The organism is Delftia sp. PE138 (assembly GCF_018320755.1).
In the GTDB taxonomy this organism is placed as follows: domain Bacteria; phylum Pseudomonadota; class Gammaproteobacteria; order Burkholderiales; family Burkholderiaceae_C; genus Comamonas; species Comamonas tsuruhatensis.
In genome coordinates this window covers 153,761-172,062 of sequence record NZ_JABEPN010000007.1, presented here as the reverse complement: position 1 = coordinate 172,062, position 18,302 = coordinate 153,761, and the positions used below count along the sequence as shown (strand labels likewise).

The window sequence follows — 18,302 nt, the reverse complement described above, 5'->3', positions numbered from 1 at the left end:
TCGATCTTAGGCAGGGCCGGGCCTGGCGACCCTGCGTGCATGTCCGGTCTGTTGTGCGTGAAAGTGCCGTGCGTGCCGTTCAGGCGGCTGCCTTGTGCTGCGATGGCGCATGCTCGACGGCGACATCGAAGCGGCGGGCCAGTTCGGAATCACCGCTGTCGAGCAGCTCCAGCACCACGTCCAGCATGGCCGGCGCGATCATGAAGCCATGGCGGTACAGGCCGTTGACCTCCATCACGCGCGGCGCGCTCCAGCGCACGGCCGGCAGATTGTCGGGCAGGGTGGGGCGGCACTGGGTGGCGATCTCGACGATGCGGCCCTCGGCAAAACCCGGATGCACGGTGTAGGCGGCACTCAGCAGCTCCAGCGTGGAGCGCACGCTGGCCGGCGACATGTCGTCGGACTCGATCTCGGTGGCGCCGATGACGAAGAGGTGGTCCTCCTTGGGCGCAATGTAGATCGGGTAGCGCGGATGGATCAGGCGCGTGGGCCGCTGCAGCGTGACCTCGGGCGCATGGATGCGAACCACCTCGCCGCGCACGCCGCGCAGCGCAGGCCACTGGCCGCGTGCGCCCAGGCCCCGGCAGTCCAGCACCCAGTCGGGCTGGCCCGGCGTGCCGGGACGGAAGTCGGCCAGCTCGCGCGGCTGGTTCCAGTGCTGCTCCACGCCCAGGCGGGTCAGCGTGGCGTGGAGCGCGGCCAGCAGCTGGCGGTTGTCCAGCTGGCCTTCGCCCTGCAGGTACATGGCCTGGGCGAAGCGCCGCTCAAGCGCGGGCTCGCAGTCGTGCAGGGCCTGGTCGGCCAGCGGCTGCAGCGCGGGAAGGCTGGGGTTGATGCGGCGGTTTTTCTCCAGCAGGCCGAAAAAGCGCTGGGCATCGCCCGCGTCCTGGCGGTGCCAGAGGATAAGGGTGCCGTTTTGCTGGAAGAACACGGGCGCATCGAGCTGGGCCAGCAGTTCGGGCCAGCGCGTCAGGCCGTGCTGGCCCATGCGCACCACGCCGGGCTCGGTGATGGCCGATTCGGCCAGGGGCGCGAGCATGGCGGCGGCCACGCGGGCCGCTGCGCCATCGCCTTCGGGGCCGTGGGCGTCGTATACGGCAATGCCGTGGCCGCGACGGGCCAGCGCCAATGCCAGCAGCCGGCCCATGAGGCCGCCGCCCAGAATGGCGATGCGGGAAGAAGCTTGTAGAACGGACATGTGCATCTGGTGGTCAAGTGCGCCCATGCCCGTGGGACTGCCGGCCGGCTGTCCGCGCACAGGGCATGTGCTGGACAAAACGCGGCGTACCACCCCGATTGATTGAAACTCCCCACGCCAGCATGACCTGGATCGGGTGCAGGGGCGCTGCGCGGCAAGGTGCCTGTGGTGCAGGCTTGTGCGGCAGGGGGCTGGTCGCCCCGGGGCCCCAGGGTGTTTCTCAGTCACGCATCGGCGAGGCGGGCCAGGCCCTGTTTCACCGACGGGACACCCCTGTTTCGTCCGTCAGCAGGCATTACAGCACATCCCGCAGCTGCCGGTATTGACCATGCGCATGGGTGATAATTTTCGCCCATGACTGCCGACCACTCCCCTTCGACCGCCGCATCCCCCGAACCGGCTCCCGCCGCGCGCAAGCGCTATGCACGCGTGCTCATCATCGCGGGCTCCGACAGCGGCGGCGGCGCCGGCATACAGGCCGACCTCAAGACCTGCAGCGCCCTGGGCTGCTACGGCATGACGGCCATCACGGCCATCACCGTGCAGAACACGCTGGGCGTCAGCGGCATCCACGGCATTCCCGTGGACATACTGCGCGGCCAGATCGATGCCGTGGTCGAGGACATCGGCGCCGACGCCGTCAAGATCGGCATGCTGGCCACGCCCGAGGTGGTGCAGGTGGTGGCCGATGCCATCCGCCGCCACCAGCTGCGCAACGTGGTGCTCGACCCCGTGATGGTGGCCACCAGCGGCGACCGGCTGATTGCCCCGGAAACCGCCTCCGTGCTGGTGCGCGAACTGTTCCCCCTGGCCACCGTGGTCACGCCCAATCTGGACGAGGCAGCGCTGCTGCTGGGCCACTCCATTGACGGCATAGACGCACTGGACGGCGCCGTGCAGGAACTGCTGGCGCTGGGCGCGCCGGCCGCATTGCTCAAGGGCGGGCACTTGTCGGGCGATCTGGTGGTGGACCTGCTGGGCCATGGCAACGGCCAGCGGCTGCGCCTGCAGTCGCAGCGCATTGCCACGCACAACGGACACGGCACGGGCTGCACGCTGTCTTCGGCGATTGCCTCGCACCTGGCGCTGGGCCTGCCGCTGGAGACGGCCGTGGCCCAGGCGCGCGAGTACATCCTGGGCGCGATTGCGGCCGGTGCCGATGTGTTCACGGGCGCCGGCCACGGTCCGCTGAACCACGGCTATGCGCCGCGCGCGCAGGTCGTGGTCAACGGCTGAACGTTCGACGCAGCGCCTGGTTCACCAGCCCCAGGTCAGGCTGCGCGCCACCCAGCCCTTTTGGCCGTTGTCGCGCTGGACATGGGCCCAGGAGCCCTGCTTCTTGAGCGTGCGCACCACCTCCAGCTCAGCCAGCTTGCCCACCACGCGGTGTTTCTGGCCCGGGCCTGCGCGCAGATTGGCGGTGCGCCCGGTCACCACCATGTGCGGGGTCTTGCCGGTCAGCGGCGCATGCACCCAGCCCAGCGTGCTCTCGTTGTCCCTGACGCGCAGCCACTGGCCCTTGCGCTGCACCACCTGCAGCGGATAGCCCTTGCCCAGTTCCCACAGCGTGGCCGAGCGCGTGGTGGGCTGCTGCCGCACATTGACGCTGGCGCCCTTGACGCTGACGAACTCGCGCGCATGGGCGGCGGCCGGGGCCAGGGTGGTGGTGAGGACGGCGAGGGCGGTGGCGGCTGCGGCCATCCAGCGGGCGGCACGGCTTTTGTTGCAAGACACGGGAACAGGTCTCCTTTCGTTTGAGAAAGGCTGGCGCGCGAAGACTTTCCGGCGCAAGCCCGGGGAAAGCGCGTGGGATCAGGCGATGTAGCTATAGTTCCTGAATGAAACTGACGTGCGACGCCCCGGCTTCATGCGCAACCGGGCAAGCTTGCCTTACGCTTGCCGCACAACCGTGTTTTCCAGGAGGGCTTGTATGCACCATGCTGTTTCCCGATCCGGCGCCCATGTCCGGCACGCTGCAATCCTGACGGCCTGTCTTGCCGCGGGACTGGCGGATGCGCAGGGACAAGAGACGCAGGCGCAGGAGGCGCAGGCTGTGGCCACAGCCGCCGAGGGCCGCGATGCGGCCAGGGCGCAGGAGGGTGCGGTGAATCGCCCGGAATTCGGCCCCGCGCTGCTGGCGGCCGCCCAGGCCGGCGAGGCGCTGCAGGTACGCGACTGGCTCAAGCGCGGCGCACCTGTCGATGTGCGTGACCGGCAGGGCAATACGCCGCTGCTGCTGGCCGTGCGCGGCAACCATGTCGAGGTCGCGCGCTCGCTGCTGGTCCATGGGGCCAACCCCAATCTCAAGAATGACCTGCAGGACAGTGCCTATCTGCTGGCCGGTGCCCTGGGCCGCCTGGAGATACTGCGCATGACGCTGTCGTACGGCGCCGATCTGCAAAGCACCAACCGCTACGGCGGCACGGCGCTGATCCCGGCCTGCGAGCGCGGCCACGTCGATACCGTGCAGGCCCTGCTGGCCGCAGGTGTACGGGCCGACCATGTGAACCGGCTGGGCTGGACCTGCCTGCTCGAAGCCGTTTTGCTGGGCGACGGAGGCCCGCGCTACCAGGACATCGTCCGCCAGCTGATCGCGGCCAGGGCCGATCTCAATCTGCCCGACAAGGATGGCGTGACCGCCGTCGTCCACGCCAGACAGCGCAGCCAGCATGAGGTGGAGCGCCTGCTGCAGGAGGCTGGAGCGCGCTGATCGGCGCAAGTGAAAACGCCTGAAACCAGGGGTGATGCGCCAGATTCAGACGGGTCTGATTGCTTTGGAAAGGCTGCGTTGCAAATGATTCCCATTTTCAACGTGGATCTTTGCCATGCGCACAGCACATTTGCTATCTCGACCCTTCGTCTCCGGCCCCCAGTCGTGCCTTTTTTCGGTGTTCGCTGCGGCGCTGGTCACGCCCGCTTATGCGCAGGACGCCACTGCCGATGAGCGTCAGGTGCAGTTGGCGCCCTTGACCGTCTCCGGGCAGCGTTCCACCGGCTCGCGCACCGAGGCATCCGAATCGGCCAAATACGCCAAGCCGCTGCTGGATGTGCCGCAGACCATCACCGTGGTGCCCGGGCAGGTGCTGCAGGAGCAAAACGCCCTGAGCCTGCAGCAGGCGCTGTCCAATGTATCCGGCATCACCTTCAATGCGGGCGAGGGCGGTGCAGGCTCGGGCGACAGCATCAACATCCGCGGCTTCAGCGCCAACGCCAACCTGCAGATCGACGGGCTGCGCGACAGCGGGCAGAAGAGCCGAAGCGATCTCTTCAACACGCAATCCGTCGAGGTCATCAAGGGACCCAACTCGGTCTTCGGCGGCGCGGGCACCTCGGGCGGCAGCATCAACATGATCAGCAAGCAGCCCAAGGCCCATGACTTCACCGAGGCCGACGCTGGCCTGGGCACGGCCAGCTACCGGCGCCTCACGCTCGACACCAACAGGGTGCTGGCTGGCGGCAAGGCTGCCATGCGCCTGAACCTCATGGGCCATGACAGCGACGTGGCGGGGCGCGACACCATCTTCAAGCGGCGCTGGGGTGTGGCGCCCTCGCTGGCTCTGGGATTGAATTCGCCCACGCGCGTGACTCTCAGCTTCTTCCACCAGAACGATGACAATCTTCCCGACTATGGCGTGCCGGCCTTTCGCGGCAAGATGCTCGATGGCGTCTCGCGCAATGCCTATTTCGGCTGGCGCAACCTTGATCGGGAAAAGATCGGCCAGGATGCCCTGACCGCGAAGATCGAGCATGACTTCGCCTCGGGCGCCAAGCTGCAGAACCTCTCGCGCTACTCGCGGCTGAGCCGCGATACCGTGATCTCTGCCTCGCATGTCGATCTCCGGGGCATGCAGCCTGGCTACTACCGGCCCGCAGGGCCCCAGGCCTATGGCCGCGATGCGGCCACCACCTTGTGGATCAACCAGACCAACCTGACCCAGCGCTTCGACACAGGCGTGCTGGGGCATACGCTGGTCACGGGCTTCGAGATCGCACGCGAGACCTATGACCGCACCACCTCTTCCTACAACATCAACCGGCAGTTCCCGGCCGGCGGCTATCCGCTGGCCCGTCCGCCCGGATACTGGACGGGCACCACGGATCTGCAAAACAGCGGAAGGAACGAAACCCGCCTGGACACCCGCGCGCTGTATGCCACCGACTCCATTGCGCTGGGTCCGCGCTGGGATCTGAACCTGGGCCTGCGCTATGACTGGATCGACGGGCGCTCCAACGCCACAACGGCCGCTGGCGTGCGCACCTCGGTGGACAGTTCCGACGGCCGGCTCAGCGGCCGCACGGCCCTGAGCTTCAAGCCCGCCGACAACGGCCGCATCTACCTAGCCTATGGCACGGCCTTCAACCCCTCCGCGGAATTCCTGGTCTCCAATGGTTCCGGCCTGGATGCGGCCACGGCCTCGCTGGCGCCCGAGAAGAACACCAGCCTGGAGCTGGGAACCAAGTGGGATGTGCGGGACCGCCAGCTGGCGCTGACAGCCGCGCTGTTCCAGGTGGACAAGACCAATGCCCGAGAGCAGATGGCCGATGGCAGCTATCTGCTGGCCGGTGAGCAGCGCGTGCGCGGGCTGGAGCTCGGTGCCGCAGGCAAGGTGACTCCGCAATGGGACCTCTTCGCCAACTACACCTTCATGGCCAGCAAGACCCTCAAGTCATTGAACGAGCCTGCGCGTGTGGGCCAGGCGCTGGGCAATACGCCGCGCCATTCGCTGAACCTGTGGACCACCTATGCGTTGCCGCAGGGCTGGACGGTGGGCTATGGCGCGCGCTTCGTCGGCACGCGCAATGTCACCTCGGCCGGCGACGGCAAGCTGTCCGCTTACTGGGTGCACAGCGCCATGGTCGGCTATGAACTCAACCGCCAATGGAAGCTCCGGCTCAATCTCGACAACATCGGCAACAAGGCCTATGTGGCCGGCGTGCGCCAGCGCCTGGGCGAGCAGTCGCGTTCCTCGGCCGTGGAGTACGGAGAGGGTCGCACGGTCAGATTGACCGCGCTCTACCAGTTCTGAGAAGCACGATGGCCTGGTCTCCGGTGCCGTGGGCGCCGGGACGCCGGGACAGGATGAATCAGGCTGCCCCCAGGGGCAGCTTTTTTCTTTGGCGGCCACCTTGCCTGGGGGCAAAAAAAAAGCCCGCACAAGGCGGGCTGGTGATGGTCAGGCCGACGGCAAAAACCGCCGACACGCAAGCATCTTACTGGATCTTGGCCTTTTCGCGCAGCGATTCCTGGAATTGCGCCAGCTTTTGCTGTTGCAGCTGCTGCACGATCTGGGGCTTGACTTCCTCGAACTTGGGCAGTTCTGCCTGGCGCACGTCGTCCTGGCGGATGATGTGGTAGCCGAACTGGCTCTTGACCGGCTCCTGGGTCATGCCGCCCTTTTCGAGCTTGATCAGGGCTTCGGAGAACTCGGGCACGTAGTTGCCGGGGTTGGCCCAGTCGAGGTCACCGCCACGGGCGCCGGATCCGGGGTCCTTGGACTCCTTCTTGGCGATGTCTTCGAACTTCTTGCCGGCCTTGATCTCGGCAATGATGGCCTTGGCGCGGTCTTCCGACTCGACCAGGATGTGGCTGGCCTTGTATTCCTTGCCGCTGTTGGCAGCGACGGCCTTGTCGTACTCGGCCTTGGCTTCGGCGTCGGTCACGGGGTTCTTCTTCTGGAAGTCTTCGAACAGCGAGCGGATCAGGATGGTCTGGCGGGCCAGTTCCATCTGCTGCTTGTAGGCTTCGCTGTTGGCCAGGCCGCGCTTGTTGGCTTCCTGCATGAAGATCTCGCGGGCGATGACTTCTTCCTTGATCTGCCCTTCCATCTCGGGCGTGACGGGGCGGCCGCTTTGCTCGATCTGCTGCTTGAGCACTTCGGCGCGTGCCTTGGGCACAGCCTTGCCGTTGACGACGGCGATGTTCTGGGCCGAGGCGGACAGGGCTGCGGTGCTCAGCACGGCGGCAGTCACCAGGCTGGTCAGAAGCTGTTTTTTCATGCGAATTCCAGAGATGAAGGAAAAATTGATTCTATAGCGTGGATACGCAACAGGCTCCGAATCTTCGGAGCCTGTAAAAGTTCAAAGAACCTCGATGGCGATGGCGTGAGCGCCCTGGTCAATGAATTCTTGCAGCGCATCATACACAAGGCGGTGGCGTGCCACGCGCGGCTTGCCTTGAAACAAAGGTGACGCAATGCGCACGCGGAAATGCGTGCCGAAGCCGGTGCCGTTGGCTCCCACATGGCCGGCGTGCTGGTGGCTTTCGTCGATCACTTCCAGGTGATCGGGGGCGAGGCGCTCGCGCAGCACGGCCTGCATGGCTTCGGTGATGGGCAGTGGATGGGCGGGTGCGCTCATGGCTGCTTGTCCTGTTGCACGCCGGACGGGGGCAGGGCGTCGGGCGTGGCGGCGGCTGCCTCGCCCTTGTCTTCCTGCATGAAGCGGCTCATGTAGATGGCCTGTCCGATCACGAAGACCAGCATCAGCCCCATGCCGCCGAACAGCTTGAAGTTGACCCAGGTGTCGGTGTCGAAGCGGTAGGCGATGACCAGGTTGAGCGCGCCCATCACCGCGAAGAAGGCTGCCCAGCTCCAGTTCATGGTGCGCCAGGCGTTGTCCGGCAGTTGCAGTTGCGCGCCCATGACGGAGCGCAGCAGGTTCTTGCGAAATACCAGCTGGCCAATCACCAGGGCGCCGCCCATGAGCCAGTACAGCACCGTGGGCTTCCACTTGATGAAGGTGTCGTTGTGGGCGAGCAAGGTGGCGCCGCCGAACAGCACGATCACGCCCAGGCTGACCCATTGCATGGGCTCGACCTTGCCATGGCGCACGCGCAGGTAGGCGATCTGCGCGATGGTGGCGACGATGGCCACGGCCGTGGCCGTGTAGATGCCCCAGACCTTGAAGGCGACGAAGAACAGGATGATGGGGAAAAAGTCGATCAGTAACTTCATTGGAAGATTTCGATGGGCTTGGAGTCAGGCATGGTGCCTGAGCGCTTGGCAGGCGCATTGTGGCGCAGCCGGCGCGGCCCGGCATCGGTGCAGGGCCGCGCCGGCTGGGGTTTTTGCGGGCCTGGGGCCTAGGCCTTGGGCGGCTCGAATTCCAGCGACGCGGAATTCATGCAGTAGCGCAGCCCTGTGTCGGAGGGACCATCGGGGAACACATGGCCGAGGTGGGCGCCGCACTGGCTGCAGACAGTCTCGGTGCGCACCATGCCATGGCTGCGGTCCACGATTTCGGTGATGGCGCCTGGGATGGCGCGGTCGAAGCTGGGCCAGCCACAGCCGGCGTCGAACTTGGTATCGGAGTCGAACAGCTTGGCGCCGCAGCAGATGCAGTGGTAGCTGCCATCGGCCCAGAACTGCTCATAGCGGCCTGTGAAGGGGCGCTCGGTGGCCGCGTGGCGCGTCACCTGGAAGGCGGCGGGCTCGGCGCCCTTGGCCTGCAGCTCGGCCTGCCATTCCTGCTCGGTCTTGTGGATGGGAAAGCTCATGATGAACAGCTGATCTCGATGGAGGAAGCCCAGTCGGGCGGGAAGCCTGCCCATTCGGCATGCTCGGCGTGGGGTGCGAACGGGGTCTGCAGCACGGCCAGCAGCTGGCGCACCGCGGTGAAGTCGCCCGCCTTGGCTGCGCGGATGGTGATTTCTCCCAGGTGGTTGCGCAGCACGAAGCGCGGATTCGATTCTTGCATCAGCGCGGCCGCTGCCGTGCCATCCACGGTCGCAAGCTGCCGTACGTAGCCTGCCGCCCAGGCGTCGAAGGCGGGCCGGTCCAGCACCAGGTCGCGCACGGGCTCCAGGTCGGGCTCGGTGCCGCCGGCAGTGGCCACGGCATCGGTCAGGCGGCTGAAGAAGATGGTGTAGTCCACGGCGTTGTCGGCCATGAGCTGCAGCAGCGGGTTCACCAGGGCGGCAAAGCGCGCCTCGGCAGGCGGCGTGCCGGGAGCATCTTCGGGCAGGCCCAGCTTGCGCAGCATGAGAGAGCCATAGGCCTGCGGAAACACCTGCTTGTACGACTCCAGCGCCGCAATGGTCAGCTCCTCTTCGCCGATCAGCGGCAGCAGGGCCTGGCCCAGGCAGTACAGGTTCCAGTACGCGACCTGGGGCTGGCGGTTGAAGGCGTAGCGGCCCTGGGTGTCGCTGTGGTTGCAGATATGGCCGGGGTCGAAGGCGTCGAGGAACTGGAAGGGACCGTAGTCGATGGTCAGGCCCAGGATGCTCATGTTGTCCGTGTTCATCACGCCATGGCAAAAGCCCACCGCCTGCCAGTGCGCCAGCAGCCGCGCCGTGCGCTCGCTCACGGCCTGCAGGAAGTTGGCGTAGGCGTTGCCGGCCAGTGCCTCGGCCGTGCGGCATTCGGGGTAGTAGCGGTCGATCACGTAGTCGGCCAGCTGGCGCAGCGGCGCCATCTGGTCGCGCGCCGCAAAGTGCTCGAAGTGGCCAAAGCGTATGAAGCTGGGCGCCACGCGCGCCACCACGGCGGCGGTCTCGATCTCTTCGCGGCGAATGGGGGCGGGCGATCCGGTCACGCTCAGCGCGCGCGTGGTGGGAATGCCCAGGGCGTGCATGGCTTCGCTGCACAGGAATTCACGGATGGACGAACGCAGCACGGCGCGTCCGTCGCCCATGCGCGAGTAGGGCGTGCGGCCTGCGCCCTTGAGCTGGATTTCCTGGCCCGAGGCGGTCTCGCCCAGCAAGATGGCACGGCCGTCGCCGAGCTGGCCGGCCCAGACACCGAACTGGTGGCCGCTGTAGACGCTGGCCAGCGGATGGCTGCCGGGCAGCACGGTATTGCCGGTGAGCGCCTGCAGGGCCTCATCGCAGGCCAGCCATTGCGGGTCCAGGCCCAGCAGCTCGGCGGTGCCGGTGCTGGTGGCGATCCAGTGCGGCTCGGGCAGCGGCGTGGGGCGCAGATGGGTGAAGAAGTCGGGGCCCAGGGCGGCAAAGCCATCCTGCCAGGAGATGGGAAGGCGCGGGGAGGTCGCCGGAGCCCGGCCTTCGGCGGCAGCGTGCAGGTTCATGCGGGAATTGTCCCCCAGCGCCTATGCCCCGTGGGACGCAAGGTTCATGCGCGCATTCACCGCATGCATTCACGCACGCAGTTGCTGCCGGTACTGGCCCGGCGGCATGCCGAACCATCGGCGGCAGGCGCGAAAGAGGTTGCTCTGGTCCACGAAGCCCAGCAGGTCGGCCACCTCGGCCAGGCTGTGGCGCGGCTCGCCCAGGTACTGCCGGGCCAGCTCGCGGCGGGTGTCATCCAGCAATTGCTGGTAGCTGGTGCTCTCGGCCTGCAGGCGGCGCTGCAAGGTACGGTCGGTCAGGCCCAGCACTGCGGCCACTTCCTCGCGGCGCGGCTCGCCCTGGGGCAGCAGGCGCGCAATCTCATGGCGCACGCGGGCGCCCACGCCGGCCTGGCCCAGCTGGTCCAGCTCGGACTCGACCAGTTTTTCGTGCAGGGCCAGCAGTTCGGGGTTGTGCGTCGGGATGGGCGCGAGCAGGTCGTCTTGCGACAGCAGGAAGCGGTTGGCGCGCTCGCCAAAGCGCGGCAGCAGGCCGAAGGCCTGTCGGTAGCGGGCCTCGTGCAGGGGCAAGGGCGCCTGGGCCATGAATTCCACGGCCAGCGGCTGGACATCGCGCCGCGTCAGCCAGCTGCACAGCACCAGCAGCGTGAGCACGGCGAACTCCACGCGCTGGCGTGGCACGGCGCGCGTGGCGCCGATGTGGTGTATGGACAGCCAGTGGCCGCGCGCATCGCGCTCCAGCGTGAAGGCGGTGGCGTCCGAGATCACGGCCATGTGGCGCTCCAGGTCACGAAAGCCCGCCAGCAGGTGCGGGCTCGAAGCCAGCGAGTAGCCCACCAGGTCGATGTTGCCGTGGCGCGCGGCCAGCTGCCGGTCCAGGCCCAGCGTGGGATTGGCCGACTGCGCCACGGCCAGCTCCCACAGCCGACTCACGCGGTCCACATCGATGCGGGTCTGCGAATGCTGCAGTGCGGCAAGGTCGATGTTGGCCTCCTCACTCAGCCTTTCCACGGCCAGCCCCTCGGCGGCCATCATGTCCAGGATGCCCCGCACCCATGCGGCGGAGCTGCTGCGCTGCGTTGTCATGGCCGGGTTTTCCTGGGCCGTCCGGGGCGCCTTTTGCGTTCTGAAGTCACTTTTTTGGCTTGGTTGCGATAGCGGCGTGCGGGCGCGCTGTTCCTAGAATTTTTGCAGCGCGGCGAACGACTGCGCAGTGTGGCCCAAGGGCCGGGCACGGCCCATACGGGAAACCCCAAAATCATAGGAGACAAGCATGCGCACAGGACAGCGGTGGATGGCTGGCGGCATACGCCTGGCCGTGGCTTCAATGGCTTTGTGGCTCGCGGCCTGCGGCGGCTCGGGCGGCGGCGGCCCCGAGCTGCGCGAGACGGCCTACGGCCCCTTGCGCGGCGTGGACGACGGCGCCGCCACGGGCACCTATTACTGGAAGGGCGTGCCCTTTGCCCAGGCGCCCGTGGGCGCGCTGCGCTGGCAGCCGCCGGCCGAGCCCAAGGCCTGGGAGGGCGTGCGCGAGGCGCGCCAGTTCGGCAATGCCTGCCTGCAGATCGGGCGCATGTACGGCCCGGGCGCCAACAACCGCTTCGACGACACCATTGCCTCCACCCTGGGCCAGCCCGTGGGCAGCGAGGACTGCCTGACGCTCAACATCTGGCGCCCGGCCAGCGGCGCCGAGAAGCTGCCGGTGCTGGTGTTCATCCATGGCGGCAGCGCCATCTCGGGCTATACGGCCGATCCGCTGTATGACGGCGCGGCCCTGGCACGCGCTGCCAATGCCGTGGTGGTGACGGCCAACTACCGGCTGGACATCCTGGGCTACATGCACATGCCGCAGATGCAGGCCGGCGCGCCGGCCACGGGCAACTTCGCGCTGCTGGACAACATGCAGGCGTTGCGTTTTGTGCAGCGCAATATCGCGGGCTTTGGCGGCGATCCGGGCAATGTCACGCTCATGGGCCAGTCGGCGGGGGCCACCAATGTGCTGGCGCTGCTGGCGGCCGAGTCGGCGCGCGGCCTGTTCCACAGGCTGGTGCCCATCAGCGGCGGGCTGTCGCTGCCGTCCAACCTGCCGGCCGGCGTGCTGGCCACGCTCAAGCCGGCTTCGGCCTACGCCACCCAGTCCGCGCTGCTGCTGGCCCATCTGATGGTGGCCGATGGGCTGGCTGCCGATGTGGCGGCTGCGGCCACGGTGGCTGCCGGCTGGACACCGGCGCAGATTGCGGCCTACCTGCGCGGCAAGGATGCGCGCGTGCTGCTGCAGACCCTGGTGGCCAAGGGCCTGACGGGCGCGGGGCCGATTCCCGACGGCCTGCTGCTGCCCACCGATCCCATGGCCGCGCTGGCTGCGGGCCGATACAACCGCATGCCCGTGATGGCCGGCTACACGGCCGAGGAGGGCAAGCTGTTCGCGCCCCTGCTGGCTGCGCTGGGCGGCAAGCCGGGCTTCAGGATCGATGATGCGGCGCGCTTTCGCATGATGCAGTCCTTCGACGCGCAGTCGCCCAACGCGCCGGGCCTGGCCGACATCATCGATGCCGCCTACCTGCCCGTCGATACGCCGGTCACCGGCTACAACGCCCGCATGGCGCAGCTGACCCATCTGTTCGCCGATCCCAGCCGCGACCAGTTGCTCAATACGCTGCGCACCCGGCAGGCCGAGGTCTGGAGCTACCGCTTCGACTGGGCGCGCCAGCCCGCACCCTGGAACACGGTCTACGGTGCGGCCCATGCGTTCGATCTGCCTTTTCTCTTCGGCAACTTCGGGCCATCCGTGTTCTCCCGCGTGACCAACAGCACGGCCAATGCACCGGGGCGGCTGGCGCTGTCGAACGCCATGATGGCCAGCCTCAAGGCCTTCATGCAGACGGGCGACCCGCAGAACGCGGCCCTGGGCCAGACATGGAAGCCCTGGCCGTCCAGCCTGGTCTTCGACGCCGAGCTGGGCGCGACCAGCATCCGGCTGCAGTGAGCGAGCAGATGAGCGAGTAGATGAGCGAGCAGGGGCTTGCCGCGGCAAGCCCCGAGAGATAGCCAACAACAACGAAGGAGACAGGTACCCATGACAGCCAAGACCGTTTTCACACAGGCCTGGCGCTGGCCGCTGGCGGGGGCCATTGCCGCCGCCGCCGTGGGCCTGGCCGCCTGCGGAGGGGGATCGTCCGGCATGCCCGCGCCCATGGGGCCGGGCCAGCAATCGGGCTACATCACCCTGCCGGACGGCAGCAGGATGCGCTACTCGCTGCTGCTGCCCGAGGGACAGGGTCCGTTCCCGCTGCTGGTCGAGTACGACGGCTATATCTCGGGCTCGTACCCCAACATCAGCAGTCCCTGGACCAAGGAAGGCTATGCGGTCATGGGGCTGAACGTGCCGGGCACGGGCTGCTCCACGGGGGAAGACCGGGTGTTTGACGCCAGCGTAGGTGCGGCCGGGGCCTTCGCCATCGAGTGGGCCGGGCGGCAGGCCTGGTCCAACGGCCGCATCGGCATGATCGGCTACTCGTACTCGGGCTACAACCAGCTGTGGGTGGCGGCGCACCGGCCCAAGGGGCTGCTGGCGATCACGCCCAGCAAGAATGTGGGCGATCCCTACCGCGACGTGGGCTATCCGGGCGGCATTGCCAACATCGGTTTTCCGGCGCAGTGGTGGAACGGCTTCCCGCGCATCTGGCGCACGGCCGCCGACCTGGCGGTGAAGAACGGCGGCGACACGGAATGCGCCAAGACCGTGGCCGACAACATCGAGAAGATCAAGCGGCCCGAGCTGGATCTGATCAAGTGGCTGGACAACCCCTATGCCGATGGCCTGTACCTGGAGCGCAGCGCCATGCTGCAAAGCGGCAAGATCAATATCCCCACGCTGGGCACGCAGTCCTGGCAGGACGAGCAGATCGGCCCGCGCTCGGGCTACTACGAGGACACCATTGCGCCCGACAGGATGTGGCTGGTCAGCTCCAACGGCGACCACCACACGAACATCACCTCGGACCATATCGACCAGACGCTGAAGCGCTTCCTGGCGCGCTTCGTCAAGGGCGAGGACAACGGTTTCGACAAGGAGCCGCGCGTGCGCCTGCTGCAGGAGATGCAGACCACGGACGCCAAGGCCCCCAATGGCGGCGCCAAGCTCATGCCCACGGGCGAGGCACGGTTTGACCGGCTGCCTGTCCAGGTCAAGCCCTTGCGCCTGTGGATGCAGCCGGGCCAGGCGCTGGGCGACAGCCTGCCTGCCTCCGGCACGGCTTCGTCCAGCTACCGCTATCCGGCCCTGAGTCCGCAGGTGAACAACCCGGCGGCCGAAGGCTGGCCCGCCGTGCCCGCGTCGGAAAAGGATGGCCAGCTGGTCTTCACCACGGCGGCCCTGCCGCAGGACCTGAGTTTTTATGGCGAAGGCTCGGCCGACCTGTGGCTCAGCGCCACGGCAGCCAACACCGACATCCAGGTCACCGTGTCCGAGGTGCGGCCGGACGGGCAGGAGATGTTCGTGCAGCGTGGCTGGCTGCGTGCGTCCAAGCGTGCCCTGGACACGGCGCGCTCCACGACGCTGAGGCCGTGGGGCGCGTTCACGCGGGACAAGGACGTGCCCATGGTGTCGGGCAAGCCCGAACTGCTGCGCGTAGAGATCCAGAAATTCGCGCATGTGTTCCGCGCCGGTTCAAGCATTCGCGTGACAGTGGATTCGCCATCGCAGACCGGATACTGGATCTTCGGCAACGACAAGACGCCGTCCACGAACACGCTGTGGCATGACGCGGCGCATGCCTCCAGCATCGTCCTAGGGTATATCCCATACGAGCATGCGAAGACGCTGCCGAGTTGCGACAAGACAATGCGTCAACCATGCCGGAAAAACGATGCGCCTGTCCCTGCGGGGATCGGACCCAGGGCGCCGGCCTGAGCCACCCTCCATGCGGGCAGCGGCATCGCGCACCAGGGCCTTGGCCTTGCGCGAATCCGCGGTCCGCAGTTCACGACGTTCACGAAGTTCAATCACCTTAGGAGCCTATAGATGCTGGGTCTGATGCAAAGCCAACCACTGTTGATCTCGTCGCTGATCGATTTCGCCGACCGCCACCATGGCGATGCGCAGATCGTCTCGCGCAGGGTGGAGGGCGATATCCATCGCTATACGTACCGCGACCTGGCACGGCGCTCGCGCCAGCTGGCGAACACGCTGGACGGCCTGGGCCTGCAGCCTGGCGACCGCGTGGCGTCGCTGGCCTGGAACGGCTACCGCCACATGGAGATGTACTTCGGCGTCAGCGGCTCGGGCCGCGTGCTGCACACGGTCAATCCTCGCCTGCACCCCGACCAGGTGGCGTGGATCATCAACCACGCGGAAGACCGCGTCATGTGCTTTGACCTGACCTTCCTGCCCATCATCCAGGCCGTGCATGCCAAGTGCCCCACGGTGCGCCAGTGGGTGGCGCTGTGCGATGCGGACCGCCTGCCTGCCGACAGCGGCGTTCCGGGCCTGGTCAGCTACGAGGCCTGGATTGCCGGCCAGTCCGACCAGTACCAGTGGCCCGAATTCGACGAGAACACGGCCTCCAGCATGTGCTACACCAGCGGCACCACGGGCAACCCGAAGGCGGTGCTGTACAGCCACCGCTCCACCACGCTGCACGCCTACGCGGCCGCGCTGCCCGATGTGATGTGCATATCGGCGCGCGACTCGGTGCTGCCCGTCGTGCCCATGTTCCATGTCAACGCCTGGGGCATTCCCTACTCGGCCGCGCTCACGGGCTGCAAGCTGGTGTTCCCCGGCCCGGCGCTGGACGGCAAGTCGCTGTACGAGCTGATCGAGGCCGAGGGCGTCACCTACGCGGCCGGCGTGCCCACGGTCTGGCAGATGCTGCTGGGCCACATCAGGCCGGGCGGCCTGCGGTTTTCCACGCTCAAGCGCACGGTCATCGGCGGCTCCGCCTGCCCGCCGGCCATGATCACGGCCTTCCAGGACGAGTTCGGCGTGGAGGTGCTGCATGCCTGGGGCATGACCGAGATGAGCCCGCTGGGCACGCTGTGCACGCTCAAGAACAAGCAGCTGCAGCTGCCCAAGGACGAGCAGATGAAGATCCTGCAAAAGCAGGGCCGCGCCATCTACGGCGTGGACATGCGCATCGTGGGCAGCGATGGAACGGACCAGCCCTGGGACGGCAAGAGCTACGGCGACCTGCTGGTGCGCGGCCCCTGGATCGTGGACAGCTACTTCAAGGGCGAAAGCCCGCTCATCAAGGACGCGCAGGGCCGCGGCTGGTTCCCCACGGGTGACGTGGCCACCATCGACCCGGACGGCTTCATGCAGATCACCGACCGCAGCAAGGACGTGATCAAGTCCGGCGGCGAATGGATCAGTTCCATCGACATCGAGAACATCGCCATGGCCCATCCGGCCGTGGCCATGGCCGCCTGCATCGGCATGCCGCATCCCAAGTGGGACGAGCGCCCCATCGTCGCCGTGGCGAAGAGGCCCGGTGCCGAGGTCACGCGCGAGGAACTGCTCAAGTTCTACGAGGGCAAGACCGCCAAGTGGCAGATCCCCGACGACGTGGTCTTCGTCGATGCCATTCCGCTGGGCGCCACCGGAAAAATGCTCAAGACCCGGTTGCGCGAGCAACTGGCCGGCTATCGGCTGCCGGGGCTGTGAGCCGCTGCGGGCCAGCCGCCGTGCCAGGGCATGCGGGGGCATGTGCTGATAGGGGCGGCCGGTCCGAGTCTCGTCGGCGATAGCCGCTAGGGGCAATCACCGATCGGTGCGGGGCAAGGGGACCATTACCCTGAGCCTCGCCCAGAAACCACCACAAGAGGAGACGCTTCATGAAGTTTGCGATCAAGGCATTGACGGCATCCCTGGCCCTGGCTTGCGCCACGGGCGCCATGGCCCAGAAGGGCGAGACGGTGAAGGTGGCGTGGATCGACCCGCTGTCCGGCCTCATGGCCGCGCTGGGCTCCAACCAGCTCAAGAGCCTGCAGTACATCGCCGAGGAGCTCAACAAGGGCACGGCCTCGGGCGTGAAGTTCGAGATCATCGGCATCGACAACAAGCTCAGCCCGCAGGAAACCACGGCGGCCCTGCGCTCGGCCATGGACCAGGGCGTGCGCTACGTCTTCCAGGGCAATGGCTCGGGCCCGGCCCTGGCCATCATGGACGCACTGGAAAAGCACAACGCGCGCAACAAGGGCAAGGAAGTCGTCTACCTGAACTATGCGGCGGTGGACCCGGACCTGACCAACAGCAAGTGCAGCTACTGGCACTTCCGCCTGGATGCGGACACCTCCATGAAGATGGAGGCCCTGACCACGTACATGAAGGACGTGCCCGAGGTCAAGAAGGTCTACCTGATCAACCAGAACTACTCGCATGGCCAGCAGGTCTCCAAGTACGCCAAGGAGATGCTCAAGCGCAAGCGCCCCGATGTGGAGATCGTGGGCGACGACTTCTCGCCGCTGGCCCAGGTGCGCGACTTCGCGCCCTACATCGCCAAGATCAAGCAATCGGGCGCCGACTCGGTGATCACGGGCAACTGGGGCTCGGACCTGGCGCTGCTGATCAAGGCCGCCAGCGACGCTGGCCTGAACAACGTCAAGTTCTATACCTACTACGCCATTGCCACGGGCGCGCCCACGGCCATGGGCGCGGCCGCCGCCGACAAGGTCTACATGGTGGGCTACGGCCACCTGAACCTGCCCGGCCCGCTGGACCGCATCACCAAGGGCTACAAGGCCAAGTTCAACGACGACATGTACACGGGCTCGCTGTACTCGGGCCTGACCATGCTGGACCAGGCCTTCCTGCGCGCCAAGACCACGGACCCGGCCAAGGTGGCGGCCACCATGGAGGGCATGAAGTTCAACAGCCTCAACGGCGAAGTGGAGATGCGCAAGACCGACCACCAGCTGCAGCAGGGCCTGTTCATCTCGCGCTGGGAAAAGGCCGGCGGCAAGTACCCGATGGACTCGGAGAACACCGGCTACACCTTTGTGCCCGTGAAATATTACGAGCCCTATGTGGCCAGTACCCCCACCTCATGCCAGATGAAGCGTCCTTCATGACGCCCAGGCAGGC

At 66.9% G+C, this 18,302-nt stretch carries 15 protein-coding genes; 7 read left to right on the top strand and 8 right to left on the bottom strand.

The window, feature by feature from the left end; translation table 11 throughout:
* Positions 1-79: 79 nt before the first annotated feature.
* Positions 80-1,198 (bottom strand): FAD-dependent oxidoreductase, encoded by a 1,119-nt coding sequence (locus tag HFGMBDPB_RS22340; RefSeq protein ID WP_074922885.1) that lies wholly within the window; start codon positions 1,196-1,198, stop codon positions 80-82.
* A gap of 354 nt (positions 1,199-1,552) precedes the next feature.
* On the opposite strand from HFGMBDPB_RS22340, the gene thiD reads away from it, so the two are divergent.
* Positions 1,553-2,434 (top strand): bifunctional hydroxymethylpyrimidine kinase/phosphomethylpyrimidine kinase, encoded by an 882-nt coding sequence (thiD, locus tag HFGMBDPB_RS22335; protein ID WP_126312205.1) that lies wholly within the window; start codon positions 1,553-1,555, stop codon positions 2,432-2,434.
* Between the two features lie 21 nt (positions 2,435-2,455).
* Here the strand turns inward: thiD and HFGMBDPB_RS22330 are convergent, their stop codons facing one another.
* Positions 2,456-2,932: an SH3 domain-containing protein gene (locus HFGMBDPB_RS22330; RefSeq protein WP_026062660.1), complete on the bottom strand. Its 477-nt coding sequence runs from the start codon at positions 2,930-2,932 to the stop codon at positions 2,456-2,458.
* Between the two features lie 196 nt (positions 2,933-3,128).
* Here HFGMBDPB_RS22330 and HFGMBDPB_RS22325 point away from each other — a divergent pair, with 196 nt between their 5' ends.
* Both HFGMBDPB_RS22325 and HFGMBDPB_RS22320 read left to right on the top strand, forming a co-directional pair.
* Positions 3,129-3,908, top strand: a complete 780-nt coding sequence (locus tag HFGMBDPB_RS22325; protein WP_017406456.1) for an ankyrin repeat domain-containing protein — start codon at positions 3,129-3,131, stop codon at positions 3,906-3,908.
* Positions 3,909-4,023: 115 nt separating this feature from the next.
* Positions 4,024-6,225 carry a TonB-dependent receptor gene (locus HFGMBDPB_RS22320; RefSeq protein ID WP_212646282.1) on the top strand — a complete coding sequence of 734 codons (2,202 nt, stop codon included), beginning with the start codon at positions 4,024-4,026 and terminating at the stop codon, positions 6,223-6,225.
* Positions 6,226-6,409: 184 nt separating this feature from the next.
* On the opposite strand, the gene HFGMBDPB_RS22315 is transcribed toward HFGMBDPB_RS22320, so the two are convergent.
* The 6 genes from HFGMBDPB_RS22315 to HFGMBDPB_RS22290 form a co-directional block, all read right to left on the bottom strand.
* Positions 6,410-7,195, bottom strand: a complete 786-nt coding sequence (locus HFGMBDPB_RS22315) for a foldase protein PrsA (protein ID WP_016446742.1) — start codon at positions 7,193-7,195, stop codon at positions 6,410-6,412.
* A gap of 81 nt (positions 7,196-7,276) precedes the next feature.
* Positions 7,277-7,555, bottom strand: coding sequence for a BolA family protein (locus tag HFGMBDPB_RS22310; protein WP_212646281.1), 279 nt, complete (start codon positions 7,553-7,555; stop codon positions 7,277-7,279).
* Entirely contained in the window at positions 7,552-8,151 is a 600-nt protein-coding gene (locus HFGMBDPB_RS22305) for a septation protein A (protein ID WP_017406454.1), read from the bottom strand. The genes HFGMBDPB_RS22310 and HFGMBDPB_RS22305 overlap by 4 nt, the downstream gene beginning before the upstream one ends.
* A gap of 128 nt (positions 8,152-8,279) precedes the next feature.
* Positions 8,280-8,693, bottom strand: coding sequence for a peptide-methionine (R)-S-oxide reductase MsrB (msrB, locus tag HFGMBDPB_RS22300; protein WP_016446744.1), 414 nt, complete (start codon positions 8,691-8,693; stop codon positions 8,280-8,282).
* On the bottom strand, positions 8,690-10,222 hold the full coding sequence (locus HFGMBDPB_RS22295; protein ID WP_017406453.1) for a protein adenylyltransferase SelO: 1,533 nt from the start codon (positions 10,220-10,222) through the stop codon (positions 8,690-8,692). Before HFGMBDPB_RS22295 ends, msrB begins: the two co-directional genes overlap by 4 nt.
* A gap of 69 nt (positions 10,223-10,291) precedes the next feature.
* Positions 10,292-11,308: an AraC family transcriptional regulator gene (locus HFGMBDPB_RS22290; RefSeq protein WP_016446746.1), complete on the bottom strand. Its 1,017-nt coding sequence runs from the start codon at positions 11,306-11,308 to the stop codon at positions 10,292-10,294.
* 187 nt (positions 11,309-11,495) lie between these two features.
* On the opposite strand from HFGMBDPB_RS22290, the gene HFGMBDPB_RS22285 reads away from it, so the two are divergent.
* The 4 genes from HFGMBDPB_RS22285 to HFGMBDPB_RS22270 all read left to right on the top strand — a co-directional run bounded on the left by HFGMBDPB_RS22285 (position 11,496) and on the right by HFGMBDPB_RS22270 (position 18,289).
* On the top strand, positions 11,496-13,208 hold the full coding sequence (locus tag HFGMBDPB_RS22285) for a carboxylesterase/lipase family protein (protein WP_212646280.1): 1,713 nt from the start codon (positions 11,496-11,498) through the stop codon (positions 13,206-13,208).
* Between the two features lie 90 nt (positions 13,209-13,298).
* On the top strand, positions 13,299-15,134 hold the full coding sequence (locus HFGMBDPB_RS22280) for a CocE/NonD family hydrolase (protein ID WP_212646279.1): 1,836 nt from the start codon (positions 13,299-13,301) through the stop codon (positions 15,132-15,134).
* Between the two features lie 111 nt (positions 15,135-15,245).
* Positions 15,246-16,883 carry a 3-(methylthio)propionyl-CoA ligase gene (locus HFGMBDPB_RS22275; protein WP_016446749.1) on the top strand — a complete coding sequence of 546 codons (1,638 nt, stop codon included), beginning with the start codon at positions 15,246-15,248 and terminating at the stop codon, positions 16,881-16,883.
* A gap of 170 nt (positions 16,884-17,053) precedes the next feature.
* Positions 17,054-18,289, top strand: coding sequence for a branched-chain amino acid ABC transporter substrate-binding protein (locus HFGMBDPB_RS22270; protein ID WP_016452910.1), 1,236 nt, complete (start codon positions 17,054-17,056; stop codon positions 18,287-18,289).
* Positions 18,290-18,302: the final 13 nt, after the last annotated feature.

Coding starts and splice junctions, on each gene's coding strand:
- HFGMBDPB_RS22315 (WP_016446742.1), bottom strand. CDS start 7,195: ATGAAAAAACAGCTTCTGACCAGCCTGGTGACTGCCGCCGTGCTGAGC.
- HFGMBDPB_RS22295 (WP_017406453.1), bottom strand. CDS start 10,222: ATGAACCTGCACGCTGCCGCCGAAGGCCGGGCTCCGGCGACCTCCCCG.
- HFGMBDPB_RS22340 (WP_074922885.1), bottom strand. CDS start 1,198: ATGTCCGTTCTACAAGCTTCTTCCCGCATCGCCATTCTGGGCGGCGGC.
- HFGMBDPB_RS22290 (WP_016446746.1), bottom strand. CDS start 11,308: ATGACAACGCAGCGCAGCAGCTCCGCCGCATGGGTGCGGGGCATCCTG.
- msrB (WP_016446744.1), bottom strand. CDS start 8,693: ATGAGCTTTCCCATCCACAAGACCGAGCAGGAATGGCAGGCCGAGCTG.
- HFGMBDPB_RS22280 (WP_212646279.1), top strand. CDS start 13,299: ATGACAGCCAAGACCGTTTTCACACAGGCCTGGCGCTGGCCGCTGGCG.
- thiD (WP_126312205.1), top strand. CDS start 1,553: ATGACTGCCGACCACTCCCCTTCGACCGCCGCATCCCCCGAACCGGCT.
- HFGMBDPB_RS22325 (WP_017406456.1), top strand. CDS start 3,129: ATGCACCATGCTGTTTCCCGATCCGGCGCCCATGTCCGGCACGCTGCA.
- HFGMBDPB_RS22270 (WP_016452910.1), top strand. CDS start 17,054: ATGAAGTTTGCGATCAAGGCATTGACGGCATCCCTGGCCCTGGCTTGC.
- HFGMBDPB_RS22285 (WP_212646280.1), top strand. CDS start 11,496: ATGCGCACAGGACAGCGGTGGATGGCTGGCGGCATACGCCTGGCCGTG.
- HFGMBDPB_RS22275 (WP_016446749.1), top strand. CDS start 15,246: ATGCTGGGTCTGATGCAAAGCCAACCACTGTTGATCTCGTCGCTGATC.
- HFGMBDPB_RS22305 (WP_017406454.1), bottom strand. CDS start 8,151: ATGAAGTTACTGATCGACTTTTTCCCCATCATCCTGTTCTTCGTCGCC.
- HFGMBDPB_RS22320 (WP_212646282.1), top strand. CDS start 4,024: ATGCGCACAGCACATTTGCTATCTCGACCCTTCGTCTCCGGCCCCCAG.
- HFGMBDPB_RS22310 (WP_212646281.1), bottom strand. CDS start 7,555: ATGAGCGCACCCGCCCATCCACTGCCCATCACCGAAGCCATGCAGGCC.